We start from the raw sequence: 22,152 nt of genomic DNA on the forward strand, positions 1-22,152 counted from the left end.
GGACCGCCCATGGGTCCCGACAGAAGACCGGAAGGTCGGATTAACCTGATGCCGTGCGGACTTCGTTGCTGGATGTGCTGGCCGACCGGATCCTCATCGCCGACGGGGCGATGGGCACGATGCTCCACGCCGCCGACCTCTCCCTGGACGACTACGACGGGCTCGAGGGTTGCAGCGAGATCCTCAACGTCACCCGGCCCGACGTGGTGCGCGGGGTGCACGAGGCGTACCTGGCGGCCGGCGCGGACTGCGTCGAGACGAACACCTTCGGCGCGAACCTGCCCAACCTCGGCGAGTACGGCATCGAGGGGCGGATCCGGGAGCTGTCCGAGGCCGGGGCCCGGCTGGCCCGGGAGGCCGCCGACGCGTACGCCACCGCCGAGCAACCCCGCTTCGTCCTCGGTTCGATCGGCCCCGGCACCAAGCTGCCCACCCTGGGCCACGCCGCGTACGCCACGTTGCGCGACGCGTACGCGCAGAACGCCGCCGGGCTGATCGCCGGCGGCGTGGACGCGGTGATCGTGGAGACCTGCCAGGACCTGCTCCAGGTCAAGGCCGCGGTGGTGGGGTCGAAGCGGGCCATGGCCGAGCTGGGCCAGCAGGTGCCGATCATCTGCCACGTGGCCATGGAGACCACCGGCACCATGTTGCTGGGCAGCGAGATCGGCGCGGCGCTGACCGCGATCGAGCCGCTGGGCGTGGACCTGATCGGGCTCAACTGCTCCACCGGGCCGGCCGAGATGGGCGAGCACCTGCGCTACCTGTCCCGGCACTCGCGGATCCCGCTGTCGGTGATGCCCAACGCCGGCCTGCCGGTGCTGACCGCCGACGGGGCGTACTTCCCGCTGACCCCGGTCGAGATGGCCGACGCCCTGGAGCGGTTCGTCGCCGAGTACGGCGTCTCGCTGGTCGGCGGCTGCTGCGGCAGCACCCCGGAGCACATCCGGGTGCTGGTGGAGCGCCTGCGCGGCACCGCCCCGGTGGCCCGCGAGCCACGCCCCGAGGCCGGTGTCTCGTCGATCTACCACCACGTGCCGTTCGCCCAGGACGCCAGCGTGTTGATGGTGGGGGAGCGGACCAACGCCAACGGCTCCAAGGCGTTCCGCGAGGCGATGCTCGCCACCGACTGGCAGGCCTGCGTGGAGATCGCCCGCAGCCAGGCCCGGGACGGCTCGCACCTGCTGGACCTCTGCGTCGACTACGTCGGCCGGGACGGCACCACCGACATGCGGGAGCTGGCCGGGCGGTTCGCCACCGCCTCCACGCTGCCGATCATGCTGGACTCCACCGAGCCGGCGGTGATCGAGGCCGGGCTGGAGATGCTCGGCGGGCGGTGCGTGGTCAACTCGGTCAACTTCGAGGACGGCGACGGCCCCGACTCCCGTTACGCCCGGATCATGCCGGTGGTCAGGGAGCACGGCGCGGCCGTGGTGGCGCTGCTGATCGACGAGGAGGGCCAGGCCCGGACGAAGGACTGGAAGGTCCGCGTCGCGTCGCGGCTGATCGACGACCTGACCGGCCGGTGGGGGATGCACCGCTCGGACATCCTCATCGACGCGCTGACCTTCCCGATCGCCACCGGCCAGGAGGAGACCCGCCGCGACGGCATCGAGACCATCGAGGCGATCCGGGAGATCGCCGCCCGGTACCCGGGAGTGAACTTCACCCTGGGCATCTCGAACGTCTCCTTCGGCCTCAACCCGGCCGCCCGGCAGGTGCTCAACTCGGTGTTCCTGCACGAGTGCGTGCAGGCAGGGCTGACCAGTGCGATCGTGCACGCCAGCAAGATCCTGCCGATGTCGAAGATCCCCGAGGCGCAGCGCGAGATCGCCCTCGACCTGGTCTACGACCGCCGCCGCGAGGGGTACGACCCGGTGCAGCGGTTCATCGAGATCTTCGAGGGGGTCGATGCCGCCTCGGCACGGGCGAGCCGGGCCGAGGAGCTGGCGGCGTTGCCGCTGGACGAGCGGCTCAAGCGGCGCATCATCGACGGTGAGCGCAACGGCCTGGAGGCCGACCTCGACGAGGCGATGGCCACCGGCAGGACCCCGCTGTCGATCATCAACGACATCCTGCTCGACGGGATGAAGGTCGTTGGTGAGCTGTTCGGCTCCGGGCAGATGCAGTTGCCGTTCGTGCTCCAGTCCGCCGAGGTGATGAAGACCGCGGTGGCGTACCTGGAACCGCACATGGACAAGGCCGACGACGGCGGCAAGGGCAGGATCGTGCTGGCCACCGTCAAGGGCGACGTGCACGACATCGGCAAGAACCTGGTCGACATCATCCTGTCGAACAACGGCTACGAGGTCGTCAACATCGGCATCAAGCAGCCAATCGGTTCGATCCTCGACGCCGCCGAGGAGCACCGGGCCGACGCGATCGGCATGTCCGGGCTGCTGGTCAAGAGCACCGTCATCATGAAGGAGAACCTCGCCGAGATGGCCTCGCGCGGGGTCGCCGAACGTTGGCCGGTGCTGCTGGGCGGAGCGGCGCTGACCCGTGCGTACGTCGAGGACGACCTGCGGGCGATGTTCCCCGGCCAGGTGCACTACGCCCGGGACGCGTTCGAGGGGCTGTCCCTGATGGACCGGGTGATGGCCGCCAAGCGGGGCGGGACGCCCGTGGTCGACCCGGAGCGGGAGGCGGCGCTGGCCGCGCGCCGGGCCCGCCGGGAGAAGCAGCGGGCGACGGTGCGTGAGGCGCTGCCCGAGCTGGACGACGCCTCGGTCCGCTCCGACGTGGCCACCGACGTGGAGGTGCCCACCGCGCCGTTCTTCGGCACCCGGGTGGTCAAGGGGGTGCCGCTGGCCGACTACGCGGCGCTGCTCGACGAGCGGGCCACCTTCCTCGGCCAGTGGGGCCTGCGGGGTGCCCGGGGCGGTCAGGGCCCGTCGTACGAGGAACTGGTGGAGACCGAGGGGCGGCCCCGGCTGCGCTACTGGCTGGACCGGCTGATCGCCGACAAGGTGCTGGAGGCGGCGGTCGTCTACGGCTACTTCCCGGCGTACTCAGAGGGCAACGACCTGGTGGTGCTCGACGAGAACGGCCACACCGAGCGGGCCCGGTTCTCGTTCCCCCGGCAGCGGCTGGAGCGGCGGCTGTGCCTGGCCGACTTCTTCCGGCCGAAGGGCGACCAGCTGGACGTGGTGGCGTTGCAGCTGGTCACGGTCGGGCAGCCGGTCAGCGAGTACACCGCGAAGCTGTTCGCCGCCAACGAGTACCGCGACTACCTGGAGGTGCACGGCCTGTCCGTGCAGCTCACCGAGGCGCTCGCCGAGTACTGGCACCGACGCATCCGCAGCGAGCTGACCCTGCCCGGCGGGCGTACCGTCGCCGACGACGACCCGGCGGACCTGGCCGGCCTGCTGCGTACCGACTACCGGGGTTGCCGGTACGCGTTCGGCTACCCGGCCTGCCCGGAGCTGGAGGACCGGGCGAAGATCGTGGAGCTGCTGGGCGCGGAGCGGATCGGCGTGCAACTGTCGGAGGAGTTCCAGCTGGTGCCGGAACAGGCCACCGACGCGATCGTGGTGCACCACCCGGAGGCGAACTACTTCAACGCCAAGTGAAACGGCAGTGTGCTGACCGGGGCCTCACCCTTGGTGGGTGGCGGCTTTCCGGTTGCTCCGGGGGACGAGGATGGCCCACGAGATCGGCGAGCAATCCCATGACCCCGCATCATTCGTTTCGCCCCAGGGGCGCTGCTTCGCCCTGATCTGAGTCATCGAGTATGGTTCAGGTGCCGCAAGCTCCGGGAGATTTTCCTTGATCTTCACGAGGTATGCCGCCAGCCTTCGCTCCACTACGACCACCTCCGCATAGGCCATCTCGAGTCCGTGCAGAAGGTCCGGCCAGTCGGATTACTCCATGCCTTCGGGTTCTTCGATCAGCCCTTTACCCTCGATGTCCCAATCCCGGTGGGCTACACCAGAGGTGATTCCCTCGAGCCAAGCCTGTCGGGTCTCCCGCGACGCCGTATGCATCGTGTGGAAGAAGTGATGGCCGACCAACAGCGGTACGAGCGGCAGCGGCACGCGGCCCAGCACCACACGGTCACCCGCAGCGACCGTTCTCCGTGACGTCGACGGTCGGAGGCCGGCGACGTCGAGCACGACGACGGTGCTCAGGGGACGGCGTGCCGTCCGCCTGTGGTCAGGGGGGCCCAAGCCCGGCATGATCGTCATTCGATACGGGTACCGGGCCGTATCGTGTGACGATCCTCGGGAGGCGATGGTGACGGCATGCGCGCGACAGCGGTCGCGGGGTTCGCTCGCCGGCCTGGTGGCGGCCCTGGTCGCCGTCGGCTGCGCGGCCGGCGGGGTGGGGCAGAGCGGCCCCCAGCAGCCGACCGAGCCCCGCCCGCAGCAGACCCGCACCGCCGCCTCACCCGGCGCGCAGACCACTCGGGCCGACGGCACCACCAGTGTGGCCGAGTTCACAGAGGACATCGACGGCGCGGTCCGCATCGCCGAGCGTTACTGGGCGGCCCAGTTCCGGGCCTCCGGGCAGCGGTTCACCCCGGTTCGTCGGATCATCCCCTACCAGCGGGAGGGCGAGGTCACCTGCGCCGGGCAGCCGGTGCCGCGCAACAACGCGGTCTACTGTTCGGCCGGCGACTACATCGCCTACGACGTCAACTGGTCGGTGGCCGCGTTCCGGCAGGTCGGCGACGCGTTCGTGTTCTACCTGCTGGGCCACGAGTACGCCCACGGCATCCAGGTGCGCATGGGTACCCGCTACAGCTTCACCATCCAACAGGAACTCCAGGCCGACTGCATGGCCGGCGCGTACCTCGGCGACTCGGTGCGCAACGGGCAGCTCGAACTCCAGGAAGGCGACCTGGACGAGTTCCGCGACGGGCTGCTCGCCGTCGGCGACGATCCCGACCAGCCCTGGTTCGCGGAGGGTGCGCACGGCACCGCCGAACAGCGCACCGACTCGTTCTTCCGTGGCTACGAGGACTCCCTGGACGCCTGCGACCTCGGCTGACGCCGGCCGATCGGGTTGAGGTGTGTCACTGGTGCCGGGTCCGGGCGGGCGCGGCGGCAGGGGGATTGGCAGGATCGGTGGGGTCGCCGCACCCCACAGGAGGATCCGCTGAGCAGCCCACACCCCGCCGCCGTGCTCTTCGACATGGACGGCACCCTGGTCGACAGCGAGAAGCTGTGGGACGTCGCGCTGCGTGAGCTGGCCGCCGCGTACGGCGGGGAGCTGTCCGCCGACGCCCGCCGCGCCATCATCGGCACCAGCATGGCCGAGTCGATGCGGATCCTGCACGACGACCTCGGCCAGCCCGAGCGGGACCCGCAGGTCAGCGCCGCCTGGATCGACGCCCGCATCCTGGAGCTGTTCCGCACCGGGCTGCGTTGGCGGCCCGGTGCGCTGGCCCTGCTCCGGGCGGTACGCGCCGCCGGCATCCCCACCGCCCTGGTCACCTCCAGCGGTCGCGCCCTGGTCGAGATCGCCCTGGACACCCTCGGGCGGGACAGTTTCGACGCGGTGGTGTGCGGCGACGAGGTGGACGCCGCCAAGCCGCATCCCGAGCCGTACCTCACCGCCGCGCGGCTGCTGGGCGTGCCGATCGCCCGCTGCGTGGCGATCGAGGACTCGCCGACCGGGGTGGCCAGCGCGCTCGCCGCCGGGGCAGCGGTGCTGGCGGTGCCGGCGGAGGCGCCGCTGCCGCCGACGGACGGCGTACACCAGGTGCGGAGCCTGACCGGCGCGAACCTGGACCTGCTCGTGGCGCTGCTCGGCGACCCGCCGTCCTGACCGCGCCGTCTGCGGCATCGCGGGGTGGTCGGTCGCCCGAACACCCCGCGATGCCGCGGGCCAGTCCACCTGGCCTCGGGCACCCGGTCAGTCGTGCGCGATCGCGCCGAGCACGTTGATCCGCGCGGCCCGGATCGCCGGCAGCACCGCAGCGACGACCCCGATGATCGCGGCCAGGCCGAGGAAGAGACCCATCTGACCCCAGGGCAGGACCAGGTCGGTGATCCCCTCGTCCTTGAGCGCCTCGACCACCGCCGCGCCGAGACCGGTACCGACCGCCACGCCGAGCAGGGCGCCGAAGACCGAGATCACCACCGCCTCAACGGTGATCATCCGCATGGTCTGCGCCCGGCGCAGCCCGATCGCCCGCAGCAGGCCCAGCTCCCTGGTCCGCTCCAGCACCGACAGGGCGAGGGTGTTGATGATGCCCAGCACCGCGATGACGATGGCCAGGGCCAGCAGGATCTGGATCATCTGGAGCAGACCGTCCAGTTGGCTGGTCTGCTGCTTGATGAAGGCGGCCCGGTCGGCCACCGACACCTCGGGGCTGTCGGCGAGCAACGTCTCGACCTGGGGCCGCACGTCGTCGACGTTGGCGCCGGGGGCGAGTTGCAGGAAGCCCTGGATCGGCTGCGGGATGGCGAAGTCGCGCGCCGCCTGCGGCGGCAGCACCACCGGGTTGGTCAGCTCGGAGCTCTCGTAGATCCCGCTGACCGTGTAGGTGCGGGCCTCACCCCGGGACAGCTGGACGGTGACCCGCGAACCGACCGAGACGTCGCGGGACTTCGCGGCGTCGGAGCTGAACAGCATCTGATCCGGTCCCAGCCGGCTGATGTCACCGGCGGTGGCCTTCGCGCTGAAGATCCGCTCCAGGGCCGCGACGTTGCTCGACACCGCCACCCAGGTGCGCTGGCCGTTGACCTCCGCCATGTCGCCGTACTCGCCGTCGACCAGCTGGACGCCCGGGATGGCGGCGGCCTTCTCCAGCACCGCCGGGTCGAAGCTCGGCGGACGCGGGCCACTCTGCGCCCCGGAGATCACCAGTTCGGCCTTGATCCGGTCCTCGGCCAGGGCGCTGATGCTGCCCTTGGCCGAGTCGAGGATCACCGTCACGCCGGTGACCAGGGCGATGCCGACCATCAGCGCCGCGGCGGTGATCGCCGTGCGGCGCGGGTTGCGGCCGGAGTTGAGCCGGCCCAGCTTGCCCGGCACCGACCAGGCGAAGACCGCCCCGAGCAGGGAGACGACCGGCCGGCTGATCAGCGGGGTCAGCAGCGCCACCCCGATGAAGGCGAACAGCACGCCACCGAGGATGGTCGACAGGGTGTTGTCGTCGGCGTTGCCGCTGAGCCCGAGGAAGAGCAGCCCGGCTCCGATCGCGGTGACGATCGTCCCGCCCACGGTCACCTTCGTCAACGGGCGATCCGGGGTGGCCACGTCCTGCATGGCGGCGATCGGCGGGATCCGGGACGCCCGCAGCGCCGGCAGCAGCGCCGCGATCACCGTGATCACCAGACCCACCCCGAACGCCCCGATGACCGCCGCCGCCGGGACGCCGAGCCCGGCCAGGCTGAGTCCGCCGGCCAGCTTGCCGAACAGGTACGCCAGTAGCGCGCCCACCCCGATACCGGCGGCCAGCCCCAGCACCGAGGCGATCAGCCCCACCGCGACGGCCTCCAGCACCACCGAACCGATGATCTGCCGGCCGCTGGCTCCGATGGCCCGCATCAGGGCCAGCTCCCGGGTGCGCTGGGCGACGATGATGGAGAAGGTGTTCAGGATGAGGAATGTGCCCACCAGCAGCGCCACGGCGGCGAAACCGAGCAGGACCTTGTTGAAGAAGGACAGCCCCTCCTTCAGGCCGGCCGCGGCGTCGGCGGACATCTGCTGGCCGGTCTTGACCTCGTAGCCGTCGCCGAGGGCAGCCGCGATGTCGTCGCGGAGCCGCTCGTCGCCGACGCCGTCGGCGGCCTTGACGCTGATGTTGGTGAACACGTCCGGCTCGCCCAGCATCAGCCGCTGCGCCACCGGTGTGGTGAAGGCGACCTCGTTGGCTCCGCCGATGGAGTCCCGGCCACCGCTGTAGCCGAAGATGCCGACGAGGGTGAACTCCTTCTTCGGCTCCCGCGTCAGCACGCCGACCCGGTCACCGACCTTCACCCCCGCCGCCTGGGCGAGCGCCGCGTTGACCACGATCTCGTCGTCCGCGCGCGGCTCCCGGCCCTCGCGCAACGTCACCAGGTCGCTCTCGCCCACCCAGTTCTCGCCGAGTTGCGGCGGCCCGAACGAGGTGACCACCTTGCCGTTGCCGCCGATCAAGCGGGCACCGTCGGCGGCGACGACGCCGGTGGCCTCGGCCACCCCGCCGACCGCGCGGACCCGCTCCAGCGTGGCGGCCGGGACGGGGGCGCTCACCGGCTCGCCCTCCATCTCGCCGAGGGCGACCTTCGGCTTGGCGGAGACGTTGACGTCGACGCCCTCGTACGCGTCGGCGAAGACCTGGTCGAAGGAGCGGCCCAGGGTGTCGGTGAGCACGAACGCACCGGAGACGAACATGACGCCCAGCACCACCGCCAGGCCGGAGAGGATGAGGCGCACCTTGCGCGCCAGCAGGCTCTTCCACGTCGCGCGGAACATCAGCGCGCCACCTCGGCGGGCGTGTCGAGCTTCTTCATGGTGTCCAGCACCGTGTCGGCGGTCGGCTCGATCAGCTCCGAGACGATCTGCCCGTCGGCGAGGAAGACCACCCGGTCGGCGTACGCGGCGGCGGTCGGGTCGTGGGTGACCATGACGATGGTCTGGCCGTGCTCGCGCACCGAGTCGCGCAGGAAGTTCAGCACCTCCGCGCCGGAACGCGAGTCGAGGTTGCCGGTCGGTTCGTCGGCGAAGATCACCTCGGGGCGGGCGACCAGCGCCCGCGCGCACGCCACCCGCTGCTGCTGGCCGCCGGAGAGCTGCGCCGGACGGTGCCCCAACCGGTCCCGCAGGCCGACCGTGTCGATCACGGTGTCGTACCAGGCCGGGTCGGGTTTGCGGCCGGCGATCGACATCGGCAGCAGGATGTTCTCCTGGGCGGTCAGCGTCGGCAGCAGGTTGAACTGCTGGAAGATGAAACCGACCTTGTCGCGGCGCAGCCGGGTCAGGCCGGCGTCACCCAGCCCGGTGACCGTGGTGTCGCCGATCATCACGGTGCCCCGGGTGACCGCGTCCAGCCCCGCCAGGCAGTGCATCAGCGTCGACTTGCCCGAGCCAGACGGGCCCATGATCGCGGTGAACCGGCCGCGTTCGAACTCGGCGCTCACCCCGCGCAGCGCCATCACCTGCGCCTCGCCGCTGCCGTACACCTTCCACACGTCGTTGGCCCGGGCCGCGGCCTGCGCCTCGCGGCCTACCGTCGCCGTCACGTCATCTACCTCTTCCGTCTGTTGCGGTCATCCCCACCGCCCCCGCTGGCCGGTGGGGCCGGTCCCATCCTTACCGGGCCCCGTCACGGATCCGTCCGCCCGTGGGTTGATCCGCGGCCGGATTTCCGCTGCGGGTCGACCCGGGTTCGGCTCAGGGTTGCCCCTGAGTCCCGCGTTCCTCCGGCGTGGTCCACCGGAGGATCTGGCGCACGTCAGGGTCAACCCCGCGATGCCGTCGTCCGTCACGGTAGGTGGCGGCGACAAGCGCCCACAGCCGTCTCGACACTCCTCCGGCGCGGCTCGGGCCCGGGGCGGACGAGCCCGGTCCCGTACGCCAGCACCACCGCCCGCACCCGGTCACGCAGCCCCGGCTTGGTCAACGCGCCGCCCAGACAGCCGTGCACATCGGGGCGGCGCGCGAGCGGATCGGTCAGGCCGTGCCGCCCGCCGGCTGGTGGGGCCGGGTGGTCACTCGTCGGCGCCGGGGGCGGCGGGGCCGGAGCGGGCGTCGCGCAGCGGGTCGGGCACCGCGGCCCGCTCCGGGAAGGGCGGCGGGGTGCCGCCGAAGCTCGGGCAGAGCGCCTGGTGGTTGCACCAGTCGCAGAGCCGGCTCGGTCGGGGGCGGAAGTCCTGCCGCTCGGTGGCCTGCTCGATCGCCTGCCAGAGCGCCACCACCGTGCGCTCGAAGCGCAGCAGCTCGTCGGCGTCGGGGGAGTAGTCGCAGACCTCGGCGTCCTTGAGGTAGAGCAGCCGCAGCACCCGCGGCACCACGCCCCGGGTGCGCCACAGCACCAGCGCGTAGAACTTGAGCTGGAACAACGCCCGGGCCTCGAACGCCTCCCTGGGCGCCCCGCCGGTCTTGTAGTCGACCACCCGCAGCGCGCCGTCCGGCGCGACGTCGAGCCGGTCGAGGTAACCCCGGATGAGCAACTCGTCGTCGACCACCGCGGAGATCAGGCTCTCCCGCTCGGCCGGCTCCAGCCGGCGTGGATCCTCCACGGCGAAGTAGCCCCGCAGCAGCGCCGTCGCCGAACGCAGGAACTCGGCGGTGCCGGCCTCGTCGGCGGGGTCGAACAGGGCGGCGAGCTCCGGCTGCTCGGCGACCAGCCGGTCCCACTGCGGGGCGACCAGGTCACCGGCGGCGGACGGGGTGCGACCGGGCGCCGGCAGGTCGAACAGCCGCTCCAGCACGGCGTGCACCAGGGTGCCCCTCGCCTGCTCCACGTTGGGACGCTCAGGCAGCCGGTCGATGCTGCGGAACCGGTAGAGCAGGGGACAGGTCTTGAAGTCCGCCGCCCGGGACGGCGACAGCGACGCCCGGACGGTGGCCGGCAGCGCGGCCGGTGCGGGAGTGCCCTGCTGGTCGGTCACCGGTTCCGCCGTCATGCCCCGAAGGGTAGGGCACCGGTGTGACAGGCCGATCGTCGCCGCACCGGGGCATGATCCGCACCGCGTAGCATCGGGCCGGTGAACTCCCCGACCCGATCCCCACGCCCCGCCGGCCGGCGCGGGGGCCTGAGCGTGGGCCGGGTCTTCGGGGTCCCGCTGCGCGTCAACGTGTCGATGCTGCTGCTGGCCCTGCTCATCACGGTGACGTACGCGCAGTTCGCCCGCGAGCGGCTCGACCTGTCCCCGCTGGGCGGCTACCTGATCGGCCTCGGCTTCGTCGGCTCGCTGCTCGGCTCCGTCCTGCTGCACGAGCTGGGTCACGCGCTGACCGCGCGCCGGTACGGCATCGGCGTACGCGGGATCACCCTCGAACTGCTCGGCGGTTACACCGAGATGGAATCCGACGCCCCCAGCCCCCGGATCGACCTGCTGGTGTCCCTGGCCGGGCCGGCGGTCTCGGCCGTGCTCGGCGCCCTCGGCGTCGGGCTCACCCTGGCCCTGCCCGACCGCACCCTCGCCCACCAGCTCGCCCTGCAAGTGGCGCTGAGCAATGCCGTGGTGGCGATCTTCAACATCCTGCCCGGGCTGCCGCTGGACGGTGGCCGCGCGCTGCGCGCCGCGGTCTGGGCGGCCACCCGGGACCGGCACCGGGCCACCGAGGTCGCCGGCTGGGTCGGCCGGGCCGTCGCCGTCGGCACCGCCGTGCTGGTCGTGTGGCTCACCGTCGAGCGGGTCCTGGTGCCGCTGGCGCTGCCGCTGATGCTGCTGGTCGCCGTCACCCTCTGGCGCGGGGCCGGACAGTCCATCCGGTACGCCCGGATCAGCCGAAGGGTGCCCCTGATCGACCTGGCCCGGCTCGCCCGCCCCGTCTTCGGGGTGCCCACCGGCACCCCGCTGGCCGAGGCGCAGCGCCGGCACTCCGCCCAGGCTCCGCCGGGCGCGGCGGTGGCCGTGCTCGACGGCGCCGGCCGGCCGGTCGCCCTGGTCGATCCGGCCGCGGCCGAGGCGGTACCCCCACCACGCCGGCCCTGGCTGGCGGTGGACGCGGTGGCCCGCTCGCTGGACCAGCTGCCCGCGCTGCCGGCCGGGCTCGACGCCGAGCGGGTGATGGCGGCCGTGCAGGCCCACCCGGCCGCACGGTACGTGGTGACCGCAGGCGAAGATGTGGTCGGCGTTCTGCACGTCGCGGATCTGGCGCAGGTCCTCGAACCCACACGGAAGATGAACAGGTGACCGTACACTCCTCCGCCCTCCCGGCCGCCCCGGGCACACCCGTCGCCGCTCCGGAGCTGCCCCCGGTGCACCGGGGGCCGTTCCGCCCCGGTGACCGGGTCCAGCTGACCGACCCGAAGGGCCGGATGCACACGGTCGTCCTGGAGCCCGGCAAGGAGTTCCACACCCACCGCGGCATCCTGCGCCACGACGCGCTGATCGGTCAGCCCGACGGCAGCGTGGTGACCACCGCCGGCGGTGGGACGGCCTTCCTGGCGCTGCGTCCGCTGCTGTCGGACTACGTGCTGTCCATGCCTCGCGGCGCCCAGGTGATCTACCCGAAGGACTCGGCGCAGATCGTCGCCATGGGCGACGTCTTCCCGGGCGCCAAGGTCCTGGAGGCCGGCGCCGGCTCGGGCGCGTTGAGCTGCTCGTTGCTGCGGGCCGTCGGCACCGGCGGCGAGCTGCACTCGTACGAGGTGCGCGAGGACTTCGCACAGATCGCCCGGCGCAACGTCGAGGCGTTCTTCGGCGCCCCGCACCCGGCGTGGCGGCTGCACGTCGGTGACGTCGCCGACTGCGCCGAGACCGGGTTCGACCGGATCATCCTGGACATGCTCACCCCGTGGGAGACGCTCGACATGGTCGAGCGGGCGCTGTTGCCGGGCGGCGTGTTCATCGGCTACGTGGCGACCACTCCGCAGCTGTCCGAACTGGTGGAGGCGCTGCGCGAACGCGGCGGCTGGACCGAGCCGCGGGCCTGGGAGTCGCTGGTGCGGGACTGGCACGCCGAGGGGCTGGCCGTCCGCCCGGACCACCGGATGATCGCGCACACCGCCTTCCTGGTCTCCGCGCGTAAGCTCGCTCCGGGCGTCACCGCCCCGCCGCGGCGCCGCAAGCCCAGCAAGGGCGCGGAGGCGTACGCGGAGCGCCGGCAGGCGTTGCGCGCGGCCGAGGCGGCCCGCCAGGCGGCGGACGGCACGACGCCGGACGTGGCCGACGGGCCCCGGCTGCCGTGACGGCGCGGCGGGGCGGCTGGCAGTGATCGGGCTGATTCCGCCGGCCGGTGCGGGTCGGCGGCACGACCTGGGGGAGATGTCATGAGTCGGCCGGGTTTCGGCGGTGGGGAGTTGCCGGCCGTGTTCCCGGACTGGTCGCCCTACACCGACCTGGAGTCGGCGGCGCGGGCCTACCTGCGCGATCCGGACATCGCGCTCGAGGCGCTGGGTGGGGTGCTGCGCGGGGCGTCCGTGCTCGGCTTCACGCTGGAACGTTTCGTCAACGAGGTCAACGGGGTCTGGCAGGAGGTCGTCGTCTGTGACGGCAGCCGGCTGGTGCTGTGGCACGGCGAGGACGTGCCGCCGGGGGAGGGGCCGCCCGGCGCGATGACCTCGTCGCTGCGGGTGGTGCCGGTCTCCACGGTCACCGAGGTCGGCTGCCGGCGCCGGCTGACCCGGGCCGACAACGGCGAGGTGCGGGTCGACAGCATCGACGTCTACCTGCTGCTCACCTCGCTGGACGAGGCGCCGCCCGGTGACGAGGTCGCCGGTGTGCCCCGGCACGACGCGCTGCGCTTCGGCAAGACGCTCGACGACGGCGGGGCCGGCCAGATCGCCCGGCTGGAGGAGTTCGCCCGGCTGGTCGCCTCGGTGGTCGGCCGCCCGGTGCTGTGACGGGGGCCGGGGACGACGTCGTCCCCGGCCCCCGTCACAGCACCACCCAGGCGGCTCAGTCGTCCTCGGCCTCCGGGCCGGCCACCTCGACACCGTCGCTGCCGCGCACCACGTGGATGCACTCGCCGGGGCACTCCTTCGCCGAGTCGATCACCTCGAGGCGGAGGTGTTCCGGCACGTCCACCCGGCTGCCCGGGGCCAGTCGCAGCTCGCCGTCGGCGCCCTTGACGTACGCCAGGCCGTCGACGTCGAACTCGAAGACCTCCGGCGCGTACTGCACGCAGAGCCCGTCGCCGGTGCAGAGATCCTGGTCCACCCAGACCTGAAGCTGGTCGGTCGCGACCTCGGTCACGCTGCACCCCCCATGTTCTCCCGTCCCACGGCTCGACGGTACCCGAACGCCCGGACCTGCCCCCTCAGGCGTCCCTTCGCGATCAAGGTTCGGTGACGAGGGCGTTGCGTAGGACCGAATGGGCCTCATAGCGGCTAGTGTTAGGGCAGAACGTTCAAGCCCCCCGGGGAGGTGGGACGTGGCACGCAGCGACGACGCGGACTCGCGCGCCGCACGGTGGGAGAAGGAAGCCCACGATCTCTCCACGCAGGTCGCGTTCCTTCAAGAGGAACTCGCTCTGGTGCGGCGCAAGTTGACCGAAAGCCCCCGACACGTCCGGCAGCTCGAAGAGCGGCTGGCGGCCACCCAGGCACAGTTGGCGCGGCTCACCGAGAACAACGACCGGCTCGTGAGCACCCTCAAGGAGGCTCGCGCGCAGATCGTGACGCTCAAGGAGGAGATCGACCGCTTGGCGCAGCCGCCGAGCGGGTACGGTGTCTTCCTCTCGCGGCACGACGACGGCACGGTGGACATCTTCACCGGCGGACGCAAGCTCCGGGTGGCCGTCTCGCCCTCGCTCGACGCGACGGAGTTGCAGCGCGGGCAGGAGGTCCTGCTCAACGACGCGCTCAACGTCGTCGACGCGTTCGGTTACGAGCGGGTCGGCGAGGTGGTGATGCTCAAGGAGATTCTCGCGGGGCCGGACGGCGCACCGGGTGACCGGGCGCTGGTGGTCTCGCACTCCGACGAGGAGCGCATCGTGCACCTCGCCGAGACCCTGATCGGCTCGCCGATCCGGGCCGGCGACTCGCTCATGATCGAGCCCCGCTCGGCGTACGCGTACGAGCGGATCCCGAAGAGCGAGGTCGAGGAACTGGTCCTGGAGGAGGTGCCCGATGTCAACTACGAGGACATCGGTGGCCTCCAGGCGCAGATCGAGCAGATCCGCGACGCGGTGGAGCTGCCGTTCCTGCACGCCGACCTGTTCCGCGAGCACCAGCTCCGGCCGCCGAAGGGCATCCTGCTCTACGGGCCGCCGGGTTGTGGCAAGACGCTCATCGCCAAGGCGGTGGCGAACTCCCTGGCGAAGAAGATCGCCGAGCGGGAGGGCAAGGAGAAGCACACCAGCTTCTTCCTCAACATCAAGGGCCCGGAGCTGCTCAACAAGTACGTCGGCGAGACCGAGCGGCACATCCGGCTGATCTTCCAGCGGGCCCGGGAGAAGGCCAGCGAGGGTACGCCGGTCATCGTGTTCTTCGACGAGATGGACTCGATCTTCCGGACCCGTGGCTCCGGCGTCTCCTCGGACGTGGAGAACACCATCGTCCCGCAGCTGCTCAGCGAGATCGACGGTGTGGAGGGGCTGGAGAACGTCATCGTGATCGGCGCCTCCAACCGGGAGGACATGATCGACCCGGCCATCCTGCGTCCCGGCCGGCTCGACGTGAAGATCAAGATCGAACGTCCGGACGCCGAGGCGGCCAAGGACATCTTCTCGAAGTACATCCTCTCCGGCCTGCCGCTGCACCCCGACGACCTGGCCGAGCACGGCGGCGACCCCCAGGCCACCGTGGCGGCGATGATCGACGCGGTCGTGCTGCGGATGTACTCCGAGACCGAGGAGAACCGCTTCCTCGAGGTCACCTACGCCAACGGCGACAAGGAAGTCCTCTACTTCAAGGACTTCAACTCCGGAGCGATGATCCAGAACATCGTCGACCGGGGCAAGAAGATGGCCATCAAGGAGTTCCTCACCTCCGGTCGGAAGGGGCTGCGCCTGCAGCACCTCCTCGACGCCTGCGTCGACGAGTTCCGCGAGAACGAGGATCTCCCCAACACTACCAATCCCGACGACTGGGCCCGCATCTCCGGCAAGAAGGGCGAACGGATCGTCTACATCCGCACGCTCGTCTCCGGCGGCAAGGGCGCCGAGGCCGGCCGCTCCATCGAGACCGCCAGCAACACCGGCCAGTACCTCTGACCAGCGACGGCGGAAGGGCCCGCGGCACCCGCCGCGGGCCCTTCCCGCACGTCACCGGACCTTAACCTGTCCGACCCGTCCCGGGCGGGTGGTATGCCGGGCTCGTCGGTAGACTTTTTCCACCGCCGCCGACCCCGTCGAGGAGCCTCGTGCCGCCCGAGCTCACCGTCGCCGAGCCGCCGACCACCCCGGTGGCCGGAGACATCCGTCCAGCCCTGCCGGCCGCGCGCCGCCGTTGGCGCCGCCCGGTACCGGTGGTGGTGGCGCTGGTCGCCGCCTGGCTCGTGCCCCTCGCCGCCCACGCCCTGCACCGCGACTGGCTGCTGCCCCCGCTGGTGCTGCTGGCCACCGCCAGCGTGCTGCGCGGCGGACGCACCCTCCTCGACCGGCTCGTGCTGGCAGTCGCCATGCTGCTCGGCGCCGCCACCGCCGGCGGTCTCCTCTTCGCCGTCTGGCCCTGGGGCATGCGACCCGTGCCGCTGACCGGGACCGCTCTCACCCTGGTCGTCCTCGCCGCCGCCGTGCTGCGCCGCCGACCCCGGCTGCCCCGCCCCGGCTGGGTCGACCTGTTCCCCGTGGCCGGGACCACCGGGATGATGATCTACCTCAGCGCGCCCTGGCAGCGCGTGCACGACCTCGCCGGCCAGTTGACCATCCTCGGCCGGGGTGAGGACAACTGGCGGCACCTGGCCCTCTTCGACGTCATCGGCCGTCTCGGCGGGTACGCCTTCGTCGACGCCGCCGCCGCCAAGGACGTGCTCCTGCCCCAGATGCTCTACTACCCGCAGGGTTGGCACCTCGTCGCCGCCCTGCTCGACGGGTTCCTCGTGCCCACCGGCACCGCCCCCCGGGGCTCCGAGAGCGTCGGCCACTACGCCTTCTGGATCATGGCCGGCTTCGGTTTCCTCGTGCTCACCCTGCTCTGGGCTGCCCAGCGCATCTCCGGGCCGATCCACCTGCTGCACCGTTGCGCGCTCACGGCGGTGGTCTGCGCCCTGGTCCTGGGCACCCAACTGCCGCGCCTGCTGCTGTCCGGTTACCCGACGGAGGTCCTCGGGCTCGCCCTCACGGTGCTCCTCGCCGCCCTCGTGGGCCGTCCCGTGGCGGGCACCCGCGAGCAGTTCGTGCTGCTCGTCAGCCTGGTGGTCGCGATCGGTTTCACCTACTACCTGTTCCTCCCGCCGGCCGCGGTGCTCGTGCTCTGCTGGCTCCTCGGCCACTGGCGGGAGGCGCTGCGCCGCCGGGTCACCGTCCTGCTCGTCGGGGTCGCCGGCAGCGCCCTCGCCCTGGTCGCCCCGCTGCTCGGCGTGCTGCGCGCCAAGCAGACCGAGGCGCTGGCCATCGGTGGCGGCGTCGAGGCCCGCACAGAGGCGTGGCGGGCCCTGATCTGGCTCGGCGGGATCGTGGGCGTCGCGCTGCTCGTCCAGGTCCGCCGTGCCGACCCCGCCTGGCGGCGTTGGCTGCTCGTCAGCGCGGTCGGTGTCGCCCTGTCACTCGGCATCGCCCGGTACAACGACACCTCGGGCGTGGAACCGGGCTACTACTTCATCAAGTCCACGCACCTGGCGACCGCGCTGCTCATCGTCGGCGCCGCCGCCGTGGTCCGGCTGCTGCCCGCACCACGCCGTGGCCGGTCCTGGCGGGCGGTGACCGCGAGCGCCGTCGGTCTCCTCGGCGCGGCGTGCCTCACGGCCGTCACCGTGGTCCTGTGTGGGGTCACCGGATGGCACCACAGCCTGCTGGTCGTCAACGAGCAGACCTGGACCGGGCGTTGGGTCCACCAGGAGCTGCACCTGCCGTCCAGAGAGGCCTGGGTCTGCGCCGAGGCCCTGCGGCGCTATCCCGACCAGCCCGGCGTCACCACGCTCGTGCTCGACCGCGGCTCCTACCGCCCCTACGTGGAGACGCTCTGCCTCTCGACCCTGCAGGGCACCACGGCCCGCACCGCGCCCGGCGTCTACGACATGGTCTTCCAGGAGCCGTGGCGTACCCACCAGATGACCGAGCGGGTCCGCGGGCCGATCCGGTTCATCAGCGCCGACCCCAACGCGGGGCGGCGGGTCCACTGGATCCTCGTCGACCATCCGGCGCTGCGTGAGCGGGTCACCTGGGTACCCCTCAGCGTGCCGGCGTGCGACGTGCTCCCCGACCTGCCGAGCGAGTCCGACCGCTCCGCGGAGGCCACACCGGCTGTGCCGGCGTGCCCCCCTGCGCCCTGAGGGCGACTACGCTCGACAGGAACGGGGGACCGGGTTGGGCCGAGCGGAGCAGGTAGGTCGATGAGCGTCAGACGAATCATGGGCACCGAGGTCGAGTACGGCATCTCCGTGCCCGGCCAGGCCGGGGCCAACCCCATGGTGACCTCCTCCCAGGTGGTCAACGCCTACGGGGCGCGTCCGGAACTCAACCGGGGTCCTCGTGCCCGCTGGGACTACGAGGAGGAGTCGCCGCTGCGCGACGCTCGCGGCTTCACCTACTCCGGCGCCGCGTACGACCCGGCCGAGGCGCTCGCCGACGAGGATCTCGGTCTGGCCAACGTGATACTCACCAACGGCGCGCGTCTGTATGTCGACCATGCCCACCCGGAGTACTCCACTCCCGAGGTGACCAACCCGCTGGACCTGGTCCGCTGGGACAAGGCGGGGGAGCGGGTGATGGCGGAGGCGGCCCGCCGCGCCGCCACCATCCCGGGCACCCAGCCGATCCACCTCTACAAGAACAACACCGACAACAAGGGCGCCAGCTACGGTGCCCACGAGAACTACCTCATGCGTCGGCAGACGCCGTTCGCCGACATCGTGGCGTACCTGACGCCGTTCTTCGTCACCCGGCAGATCGTCTGCGGCGCCGGCCGGGTCGGCATCGGCCAGGACGGCGGCCAGAGCGGCTTCCAGGTCTCCCAGCGGGCCGACTTCTTCGAGGTGGAGGTGGGGCTGGAGACCACCCTCAAGCGTCCCATCATCAACACCCGGGACGAGCCGCACGCCGACGCCGACAAGTACCGCCGCCTGCACGTGATCATCGGCGACGCCAACCTGTCGGAGATCTCCACCTATCTCAAGGTCGGCACCACCGCGTTGATCCTCACCATGATCGAGGAGAAGGCGATCGGCGCCGATCTCGGCATCGCCGATCCGGTCAGCGAGCTGCGCGCGGTCAGCCACGACCCGTCGCTGAAGCACCTCATGCGACTGCGCGACGGCCGTCGCCTGACCGCCCTGGACGTCCAGTGGGCCTACCTGGAGCGGGTCCGCTCCTTCGTGGACGACCGGTACGGCGATGACGTCGACGCGCAGACCAGCGATGTGCTCGACCGTTGGGAGAGCGTGCTCGACCGGCTCGGCCGCGACGTCTTCCTCTGTGCCGACGAGCTCGACTGGGTGGCGAAGCTGCGGCTGCTGGAGGGCTACCGGGAGCGGGAGAAGCTGGGATGGGGTTCGCACAAGCTCCAGTTGGTCGATCTGCAGTACTCCGACGTCCGCCCGGAGAAGGGTCTCTACCATCGGCTGGTCTCCCGTGGCTCGATGAAGACGCTGCTCGACGAGGAGCAGACCCGTCGCGCGATGGTGGAGCCGCCGGAGGACACCCGGGCGTACTTCCGGGGGCGCTGCCTGGCCCAGTACGCCTCGGAGGTGGTGGCGGCCAGTTGGGACTCGGTCATCTTCGACATCGGCCGGGAGTCGCTGGTACGGGTGCCGATGATGGAGCCGGAGCGGGGCACCCGCAAGCATGTCGGCGCCCTGTTCGACCGCTGCGAGAGCGCCAAGGACCTGCTGGAGACGCTCACCGCCGGCTGAGTGCCGCCGGACGCCGCCCGTCACGCGTCGGGAAGATCGGCGCGGGGCGGGCCGTTCGTCGCCCGCGCGAGGTAAGTTTCTCGCAAGCGATCGTGGAGGAGGCACCGAGATGGCCACTCGTGACAGCGGCGGGCAGTCGCAGACCGGCAAGTCGCGCCAGGGCGAGGAGATCGAGGACGTCACCACCGAGGCGAACCCGGAGGTCGCCGAGCGGCACGCCGAGATCACCGAGGATGTCGACGACCTGCTCGACGAGATCGACTCGGTCCTGGAGGAGAACGCCGAAGAGTTCGTGAGAGGATATGTTCAGAAGGGCGGTGAATGAGGCACCTGTCCGATGCGCCCCCGGCGTCGGACGGCCCATGCCCTCGGGGCCGGCGGATCCTCCCGCCCGCCGACCTGCGCCGTAACCGTCGGACGGCCGACGGGCTCGCCTTCCTCCCGGACGTGTGCGGCCCCGCGCGCCGAGGCGGGTGGGCGCAGGCCCGCCACCGCACCGCGACGGAGGTCACCGACGCGCGCGAGCACGACCTACGTCGCCGGTACGGCGTGGGCGAGAAGAAGTTGCGGTCGCTCCTGGCCGAGCGGCCTGCGCGCCATCTGCGCGGCCTGGATCCTCAACATCTGGACCACGATCATCGCACCGGCTGGGTGCGCGGGATACTCTGCTTCAACTGCAACGGTGGTCTTGGCCAGCTCCGTGACAGTCCCACGAGGCTGGCCAGGGCGATCACGTACCTGAGAGGAACCACGTGGCAGCGGGTTTTGATCCATCCGGGCGTCTACCAGATGTGTTCACCAACGCGGGGACGTCCTCCTTCACCACGTTCCTGAGCCGGGTGGCCCCCGAGATGCTGCCGGGCCGCCGGCCGCTGCCGCCCGGCATGGCCGCCGACCTGGCGCCACACGCGACGACCATCGTGGCCATCTCGGCCGCCGGCGGTGTGGTGATGGCCGGCGACCGGCGGGCCACCATGGGCAACCTGATCGCCCAGCGGGACATCGAGAAGGTGCACCCGGCCGACGCGTACTCGTTGGTCGGCATCGCGGGCACCGCCGGCATCGGCATCGAGCTGATGCGACTGTTCCAGGTGGAGCTGGAGCACTACGAGAAGATCGAGGGCGCGATGCTCTCGCTCGACGGCAAGGCCAACCGGCTCGCCTCGATGATCCGCGGCAACCTGGGCGCGGCCATGCAGGGGCTCGCGGTCGTTCCGCTCTTCGCGGGCTTCGACCTGGCCGCGAAGGACCCGGCGACGGCAGGGCGGATCTTCAGCTTCGACGTCACCGGCGGCCCCTACGAGGAGACCGGCTACGACGCGATCGGCTCGGGCTCGCTCTTCGCCAAGTCCGCCCTGAAGAAGCGCTTCCGCGCCGGGCTCTCCCTCGACGACGCCGTCCGGCTCGCCGTCGAGGCGCTCTACGACGCCGCGGACGACGACACCGCCACCGGCGGCCCGGACCTGACCCGCCGGATCTACCCGGTGGTGATGACGGCGACGGCCGAGGGCACCCACCGGCTCACCGCCGCCGAGACGACGGCGGTCGCCGAGGCGGTCGTGGCCGCGCGGATGGAGAACCCGGGCGGCTGAGGCCCCGCTCCCACCCCACAGTCAGCAGTCGTCAGCACAGCGCCCGAAGGAGAACCGCCGCCGTGGCCATGCAGTTCTACGCCTCGCCCGAGCAGATCATGCGCGACCGCTCCGAGCTGGCCCGCAAGGGCGTCGCTCGGGGCCGCAGCGCGGTGGTCCTGAGCTATGAGGGCGGGGTGCTCTTCGTCGCGGAGAACCTCTCCAGCGCCCTGCACAAGGTCAGCGAGATCTACGACCGGATCGGCTTCGCCGCGGTCGGCCGTTACAACGAGTTCGAGAACCTGCGCCGGGCCGGGGTGCGGATGGCCGACCTGAACGGCCTCAGCTACGACCGGCGTGACGTCACCGGACGGGGCCTGGCGAACGCGTTCGCGCAGACCCTGGGTGCCATCTTCACCGAGCAGTCCAAGCCGTTCGAGGTGGAGATCTGCGTCGCGCAGGTCGGCGGCACCGCCGAGGACGACGAGCTGTACCGGATCACCTACGACGGTTCGGTCAACGACGAGCCGGGCCGGATGGCCATGGGCGGTCAGGCCGAGGCGATCACCGGGGTGCTCAAGGCGCAGCACCGGCCGGACATGTCGCTGAGCGAGGCGGTGCGGGTGGCCGTGCAGGCGCTCGGCAGCGTCGGCGGTGAGGGCGGAACGTCCCGGACGATCGCCGCCAACCAGTTGGAGGTGGCGGTCCTGGACCGGCGCCGGATGGGGCGTACCTTCCGGCGGGTCACCGGGGCGGCGCTGACCGCGCTGCTCGACGGGGACGCGGCGGGCGACGCCGCGCCGGCCGGTGGCCGGGCGAAGACGCCGACGGTGCCGACGGAGGAGGCGAACAAGCCGACCACCTCGGCCGGCTCGGCGGACCTGGAGGGCCACCCGGAGCAGACGCCGGAGGCGTAGCGGTTCGCGGTGTCGAGGGGGCCGGGTCTCTCCCGGCCCCCTCGACGTCTCTGGGCCGGACGAGCGAGCAGGTTCGGACGAGCGAGATCGTCGCAGTGACCCGCGTGC

Annotated in this window: 18 protein-coding genes; 13 read left to right on the plus strand and 5 right to left on the minus strand. The window is 71.7% G+C overall.

Features of this window, described 5'->3' with window-relative positions; genetic code table 11:
- Positions 1–53 precede the first annotated feature (53 nt).
- A complete protein-coding gene (gene metH / locus E1165_RS04415; RefSeq protein ID WP_207916551.1) occupies positions 54–3,569 on the plus strand; it encodes a methionine synthase in 3,516 nt (1,171 codons plus the stop codon).
- Between the two features lie 291 nt (positions 3,570–3,860).
- Here the strand turns inward: metH and E1165_RS04420 are convergent, their stop codons facing one another.
- Positions 3,861–4,112 carry a hypothetical protein gene (locus tag E1165_RS04420; protein ID WP_132387968.1) on the minus strand — a complete coding sequence of 84 codons (252 nt, stop codon included), beginning with the start codon at positions 4,110–4,112 and terminating at the stop codon, positions 3,861–3,863.
- 118 nt (positions 4,113–4,230) lie between these two features.
- Here E1165_RS04420 and E1165_RS04425 point away from each other — a divergent pair, with 118 nt between their 5' ends.
- Positions 4,231–4,989, plus strand: coding sequence for a neutral zinc metallopeptidase (locus E1165_RS04425; RefSeq protein ID WP_132387970.1), 759 nt, complete (start codon positions 4,231–4,233; stop codon positions 4,987–4,989).
- Positions 4,990–5,121: 132 nt separating this feature from the next.
- Complete coding sequence (locus tag E1165_RS04430) at positions 5,122–5,769, plus strand: HAD family phosphatase (RefSeq protein ID WP_132387972.1); 648 nt, start codon at positions 5,122–5,124, stop codon at positions 5,767–5,769.
- Between the two features lie 87 nt (positions 5,770–5,856).
- On the opposite strand, the gene E1165_RS04435 is transcribed toward E1165_RS04430, so the two are convergent.
- The 3 genes from E1165_RS04435 to E1165_RS04445 all read right to left on the minus strand — a co-directional run bounded on the left by E1165_RS04435 (position 5,857) and on the right by E1165_RS04445 (position 10,559).
- Complete coding sequence (locus E1165_RS04435) at positions 5,857–8,406, minus strand: ABC transporter permease (RefSeq protein ID WP_132387974.1); 2,550 nt, start codon at positions 8,404–8,406, stop codon at positions 5,857–5,859.
- The gene (locus E1165_RS04440) at positions 8,406–9,173 is read right to left on the minus strand and encodes an ABC transporter ATP-binding protein (protein ID WP_132387976.1); all 768 of its coding nucleotides are present in this window, start codon (positions 9,171–9,173) and stop codon (positions 8,406–8,408) included. The genes E1165_RS04435 and E1165_RS04440 overlap by 1 nt, the downstream gene beginning before the upstream one ends.
- A 468-nt stretch (positions 9,174–9,641) precedes the next feature.
- A complete protein-coding gene (locus E1165_RS04445) occupies positions 9,642–10,559 on the minus strand; it encodes a PD-(D/E)XK nuclease family protein (RefSeq protein WP_132387978.1) in 918 nt (305 codons plus the stop codon).
- A gap of 81 nt (positions 10,560–10,640) precedes the next feature.
- On the opposite strand from E1165_RS04445, the gene E1165_RS04450 reads away from it, so the two are divergent.
- From E1165_RS04450 to E1165_RS04460, 3 genes are all read left to right on the plus strand, one after another.
- Positions 10,641–11,795: a site-2 protease family protein gene (locus E1165_RS04450; protein ID WP_207916553.1), complete on the plus strand. Its 1,155-nt coding sequence runs from the start codon at positions 10,641–10,643 to the stop codon at positions 11,793–11,795.
- A complete protein-coding gene (locus tag E1165_RS04455; RefSeq protein ID WP_371687301.1) occupies positions 11,792–12,793 on the plus strand; it encodes a tRNA (adenine-N1)-methyltransferase in 1,002 nt (333 codons plus the stop codon). Before E1165_RS04450 ends, E1165_RS04455 begins: the two co-directional genes overlap by 4 nt.
- Before the next feature lie 81 nt (positions 12,794–12,874).
- Positions 12,875–13,447 (plus strand): hypothetical protein, encoded by a 573-nt coding sequence (locus E1165_RS04460; RefSeq protein WP_132387980.1) that lies wholly within the window; start codon positions 12,875–12,877, stop codon positions 13,445–13,447.
- A 55-nt stretch (positions 13,448–13,502) separates the two neighbouring features.
- Here E1165_RS04460 and E1165_RS04465 read toward each other — a convergent pair whose 3' ends face one another.
- On the minus strand, positions 13,503–13,799 hold the full coding sequence (locus E1165_RS04465; RefSeq protein WP_132387982.1) for a ferredoxin: 297 nt from the start codon (positions 13,797–13,799) through the stop codon (positions 13,503–13,505).
- 178 nt (positions 13,800–13,977) lie between these two features.
- Here E1165_RS04465 and arc point away from each other — a divergent pair, with 178 nt between their 5' ends.
- The 7 genes from arc (at position 13,978) to prcA (ending at position 22,044) form a co-directional block, all read left to right on the plus strand.
- On the plus strand, positions 13,978–15,759 hold the full coding sequence (gene arc, locus E1165_RS04470; RefSeq protein ID WP_132387984.1) for a proteasome ATPase: 1,782 nt from the start codon (positions 13,978–13,980) through the stop codon (positions 15,757–15,759).
- 149 nt (positions 15,760–15,908) lie between these two features.
- Positions 15,909–17,978, plus strand: coding sequence for a hypothetical protein (locus E1165_RS04475; protein WP_132387986.1), 2,070 nt, complete (start codon positions 15,909–15,911; stop codon positions 17,976–17,978).
- Positions 17,979–18,038: 60 nt separating this feature from the next.
- Positions 18,039–19,556: a depupylase/deamidase Dop gene (gene dop, locus E1165_RS04480; protein WP_132387988.1), complete on the plus strand. Its 1,518-nt coding sequence runs from the start codon at positions 18,039–18,041 to the stop codon at positions 19,554–19,556.
- Positions 19,557–19,665: 109 nt separating this feature from the next.
- Positions 19,666–19,881 (plus strand): ubiquitin-like protein Pup, encoded by a 216-nt coding sequence (locus tag E1165_RS04485; RefSeq protein WP_111133268.1) that lies wholly within the window; start codon positions 19,666–19,668, stop codon positions 19,879–19,881.
- Complete coding sequence (locus E1165_RS04490) at positions 19,878–20,390, plus strand: endonuclease VII domain-containing protein (protein ID WP_132387990.1); 513 nt, start codon at positions 19,878–19,880, stop codon at positions 20,388–20,390. The genes E1165_RS04485 and E1165_RS04490 overlap by 4 nt, the downstream gene beginning before the upstream one ends.
- Positions 20,309–21,148: a proteasome subunit beta gene (prcB, locus tag E1165_RS04495; RefSeq protein WP_207916557.1), complete on the plus strand. Its 840-nt coding sequence runs from the start codon at positions 20,309–20,311 to the stop codon at positions 21,146–21,148. Before E1165_RS04490 ends, prcB begins: the two co-directional genes overlap by 82 nt.
- 62 nt (positions 21,149–21,210) lie before the next feature.
- Positions 21,211–22,044 (plus strand): proteasome subunit alpha, encoded by an 834-nt coding sequence (prcA, locus tag E1165_RS04500; protein WP_132387994.1) that lies wholly within the window; start codon positions 21,211–21,213, stop codon positions 22,042–22,044.
- Positions 22,045–22,152 lie beyond the last annotated feature (108 nt).

It is taken from the genome of Micromonospora sp. KC723, from assembly GCF_004348595.1.
In the GTDB taxonomy this organism is placed as follows: Bacteria; Actinomycetota; Actinomycetes; order Mycobacteriales; family Micromonosporaceae; genus Micromonospora.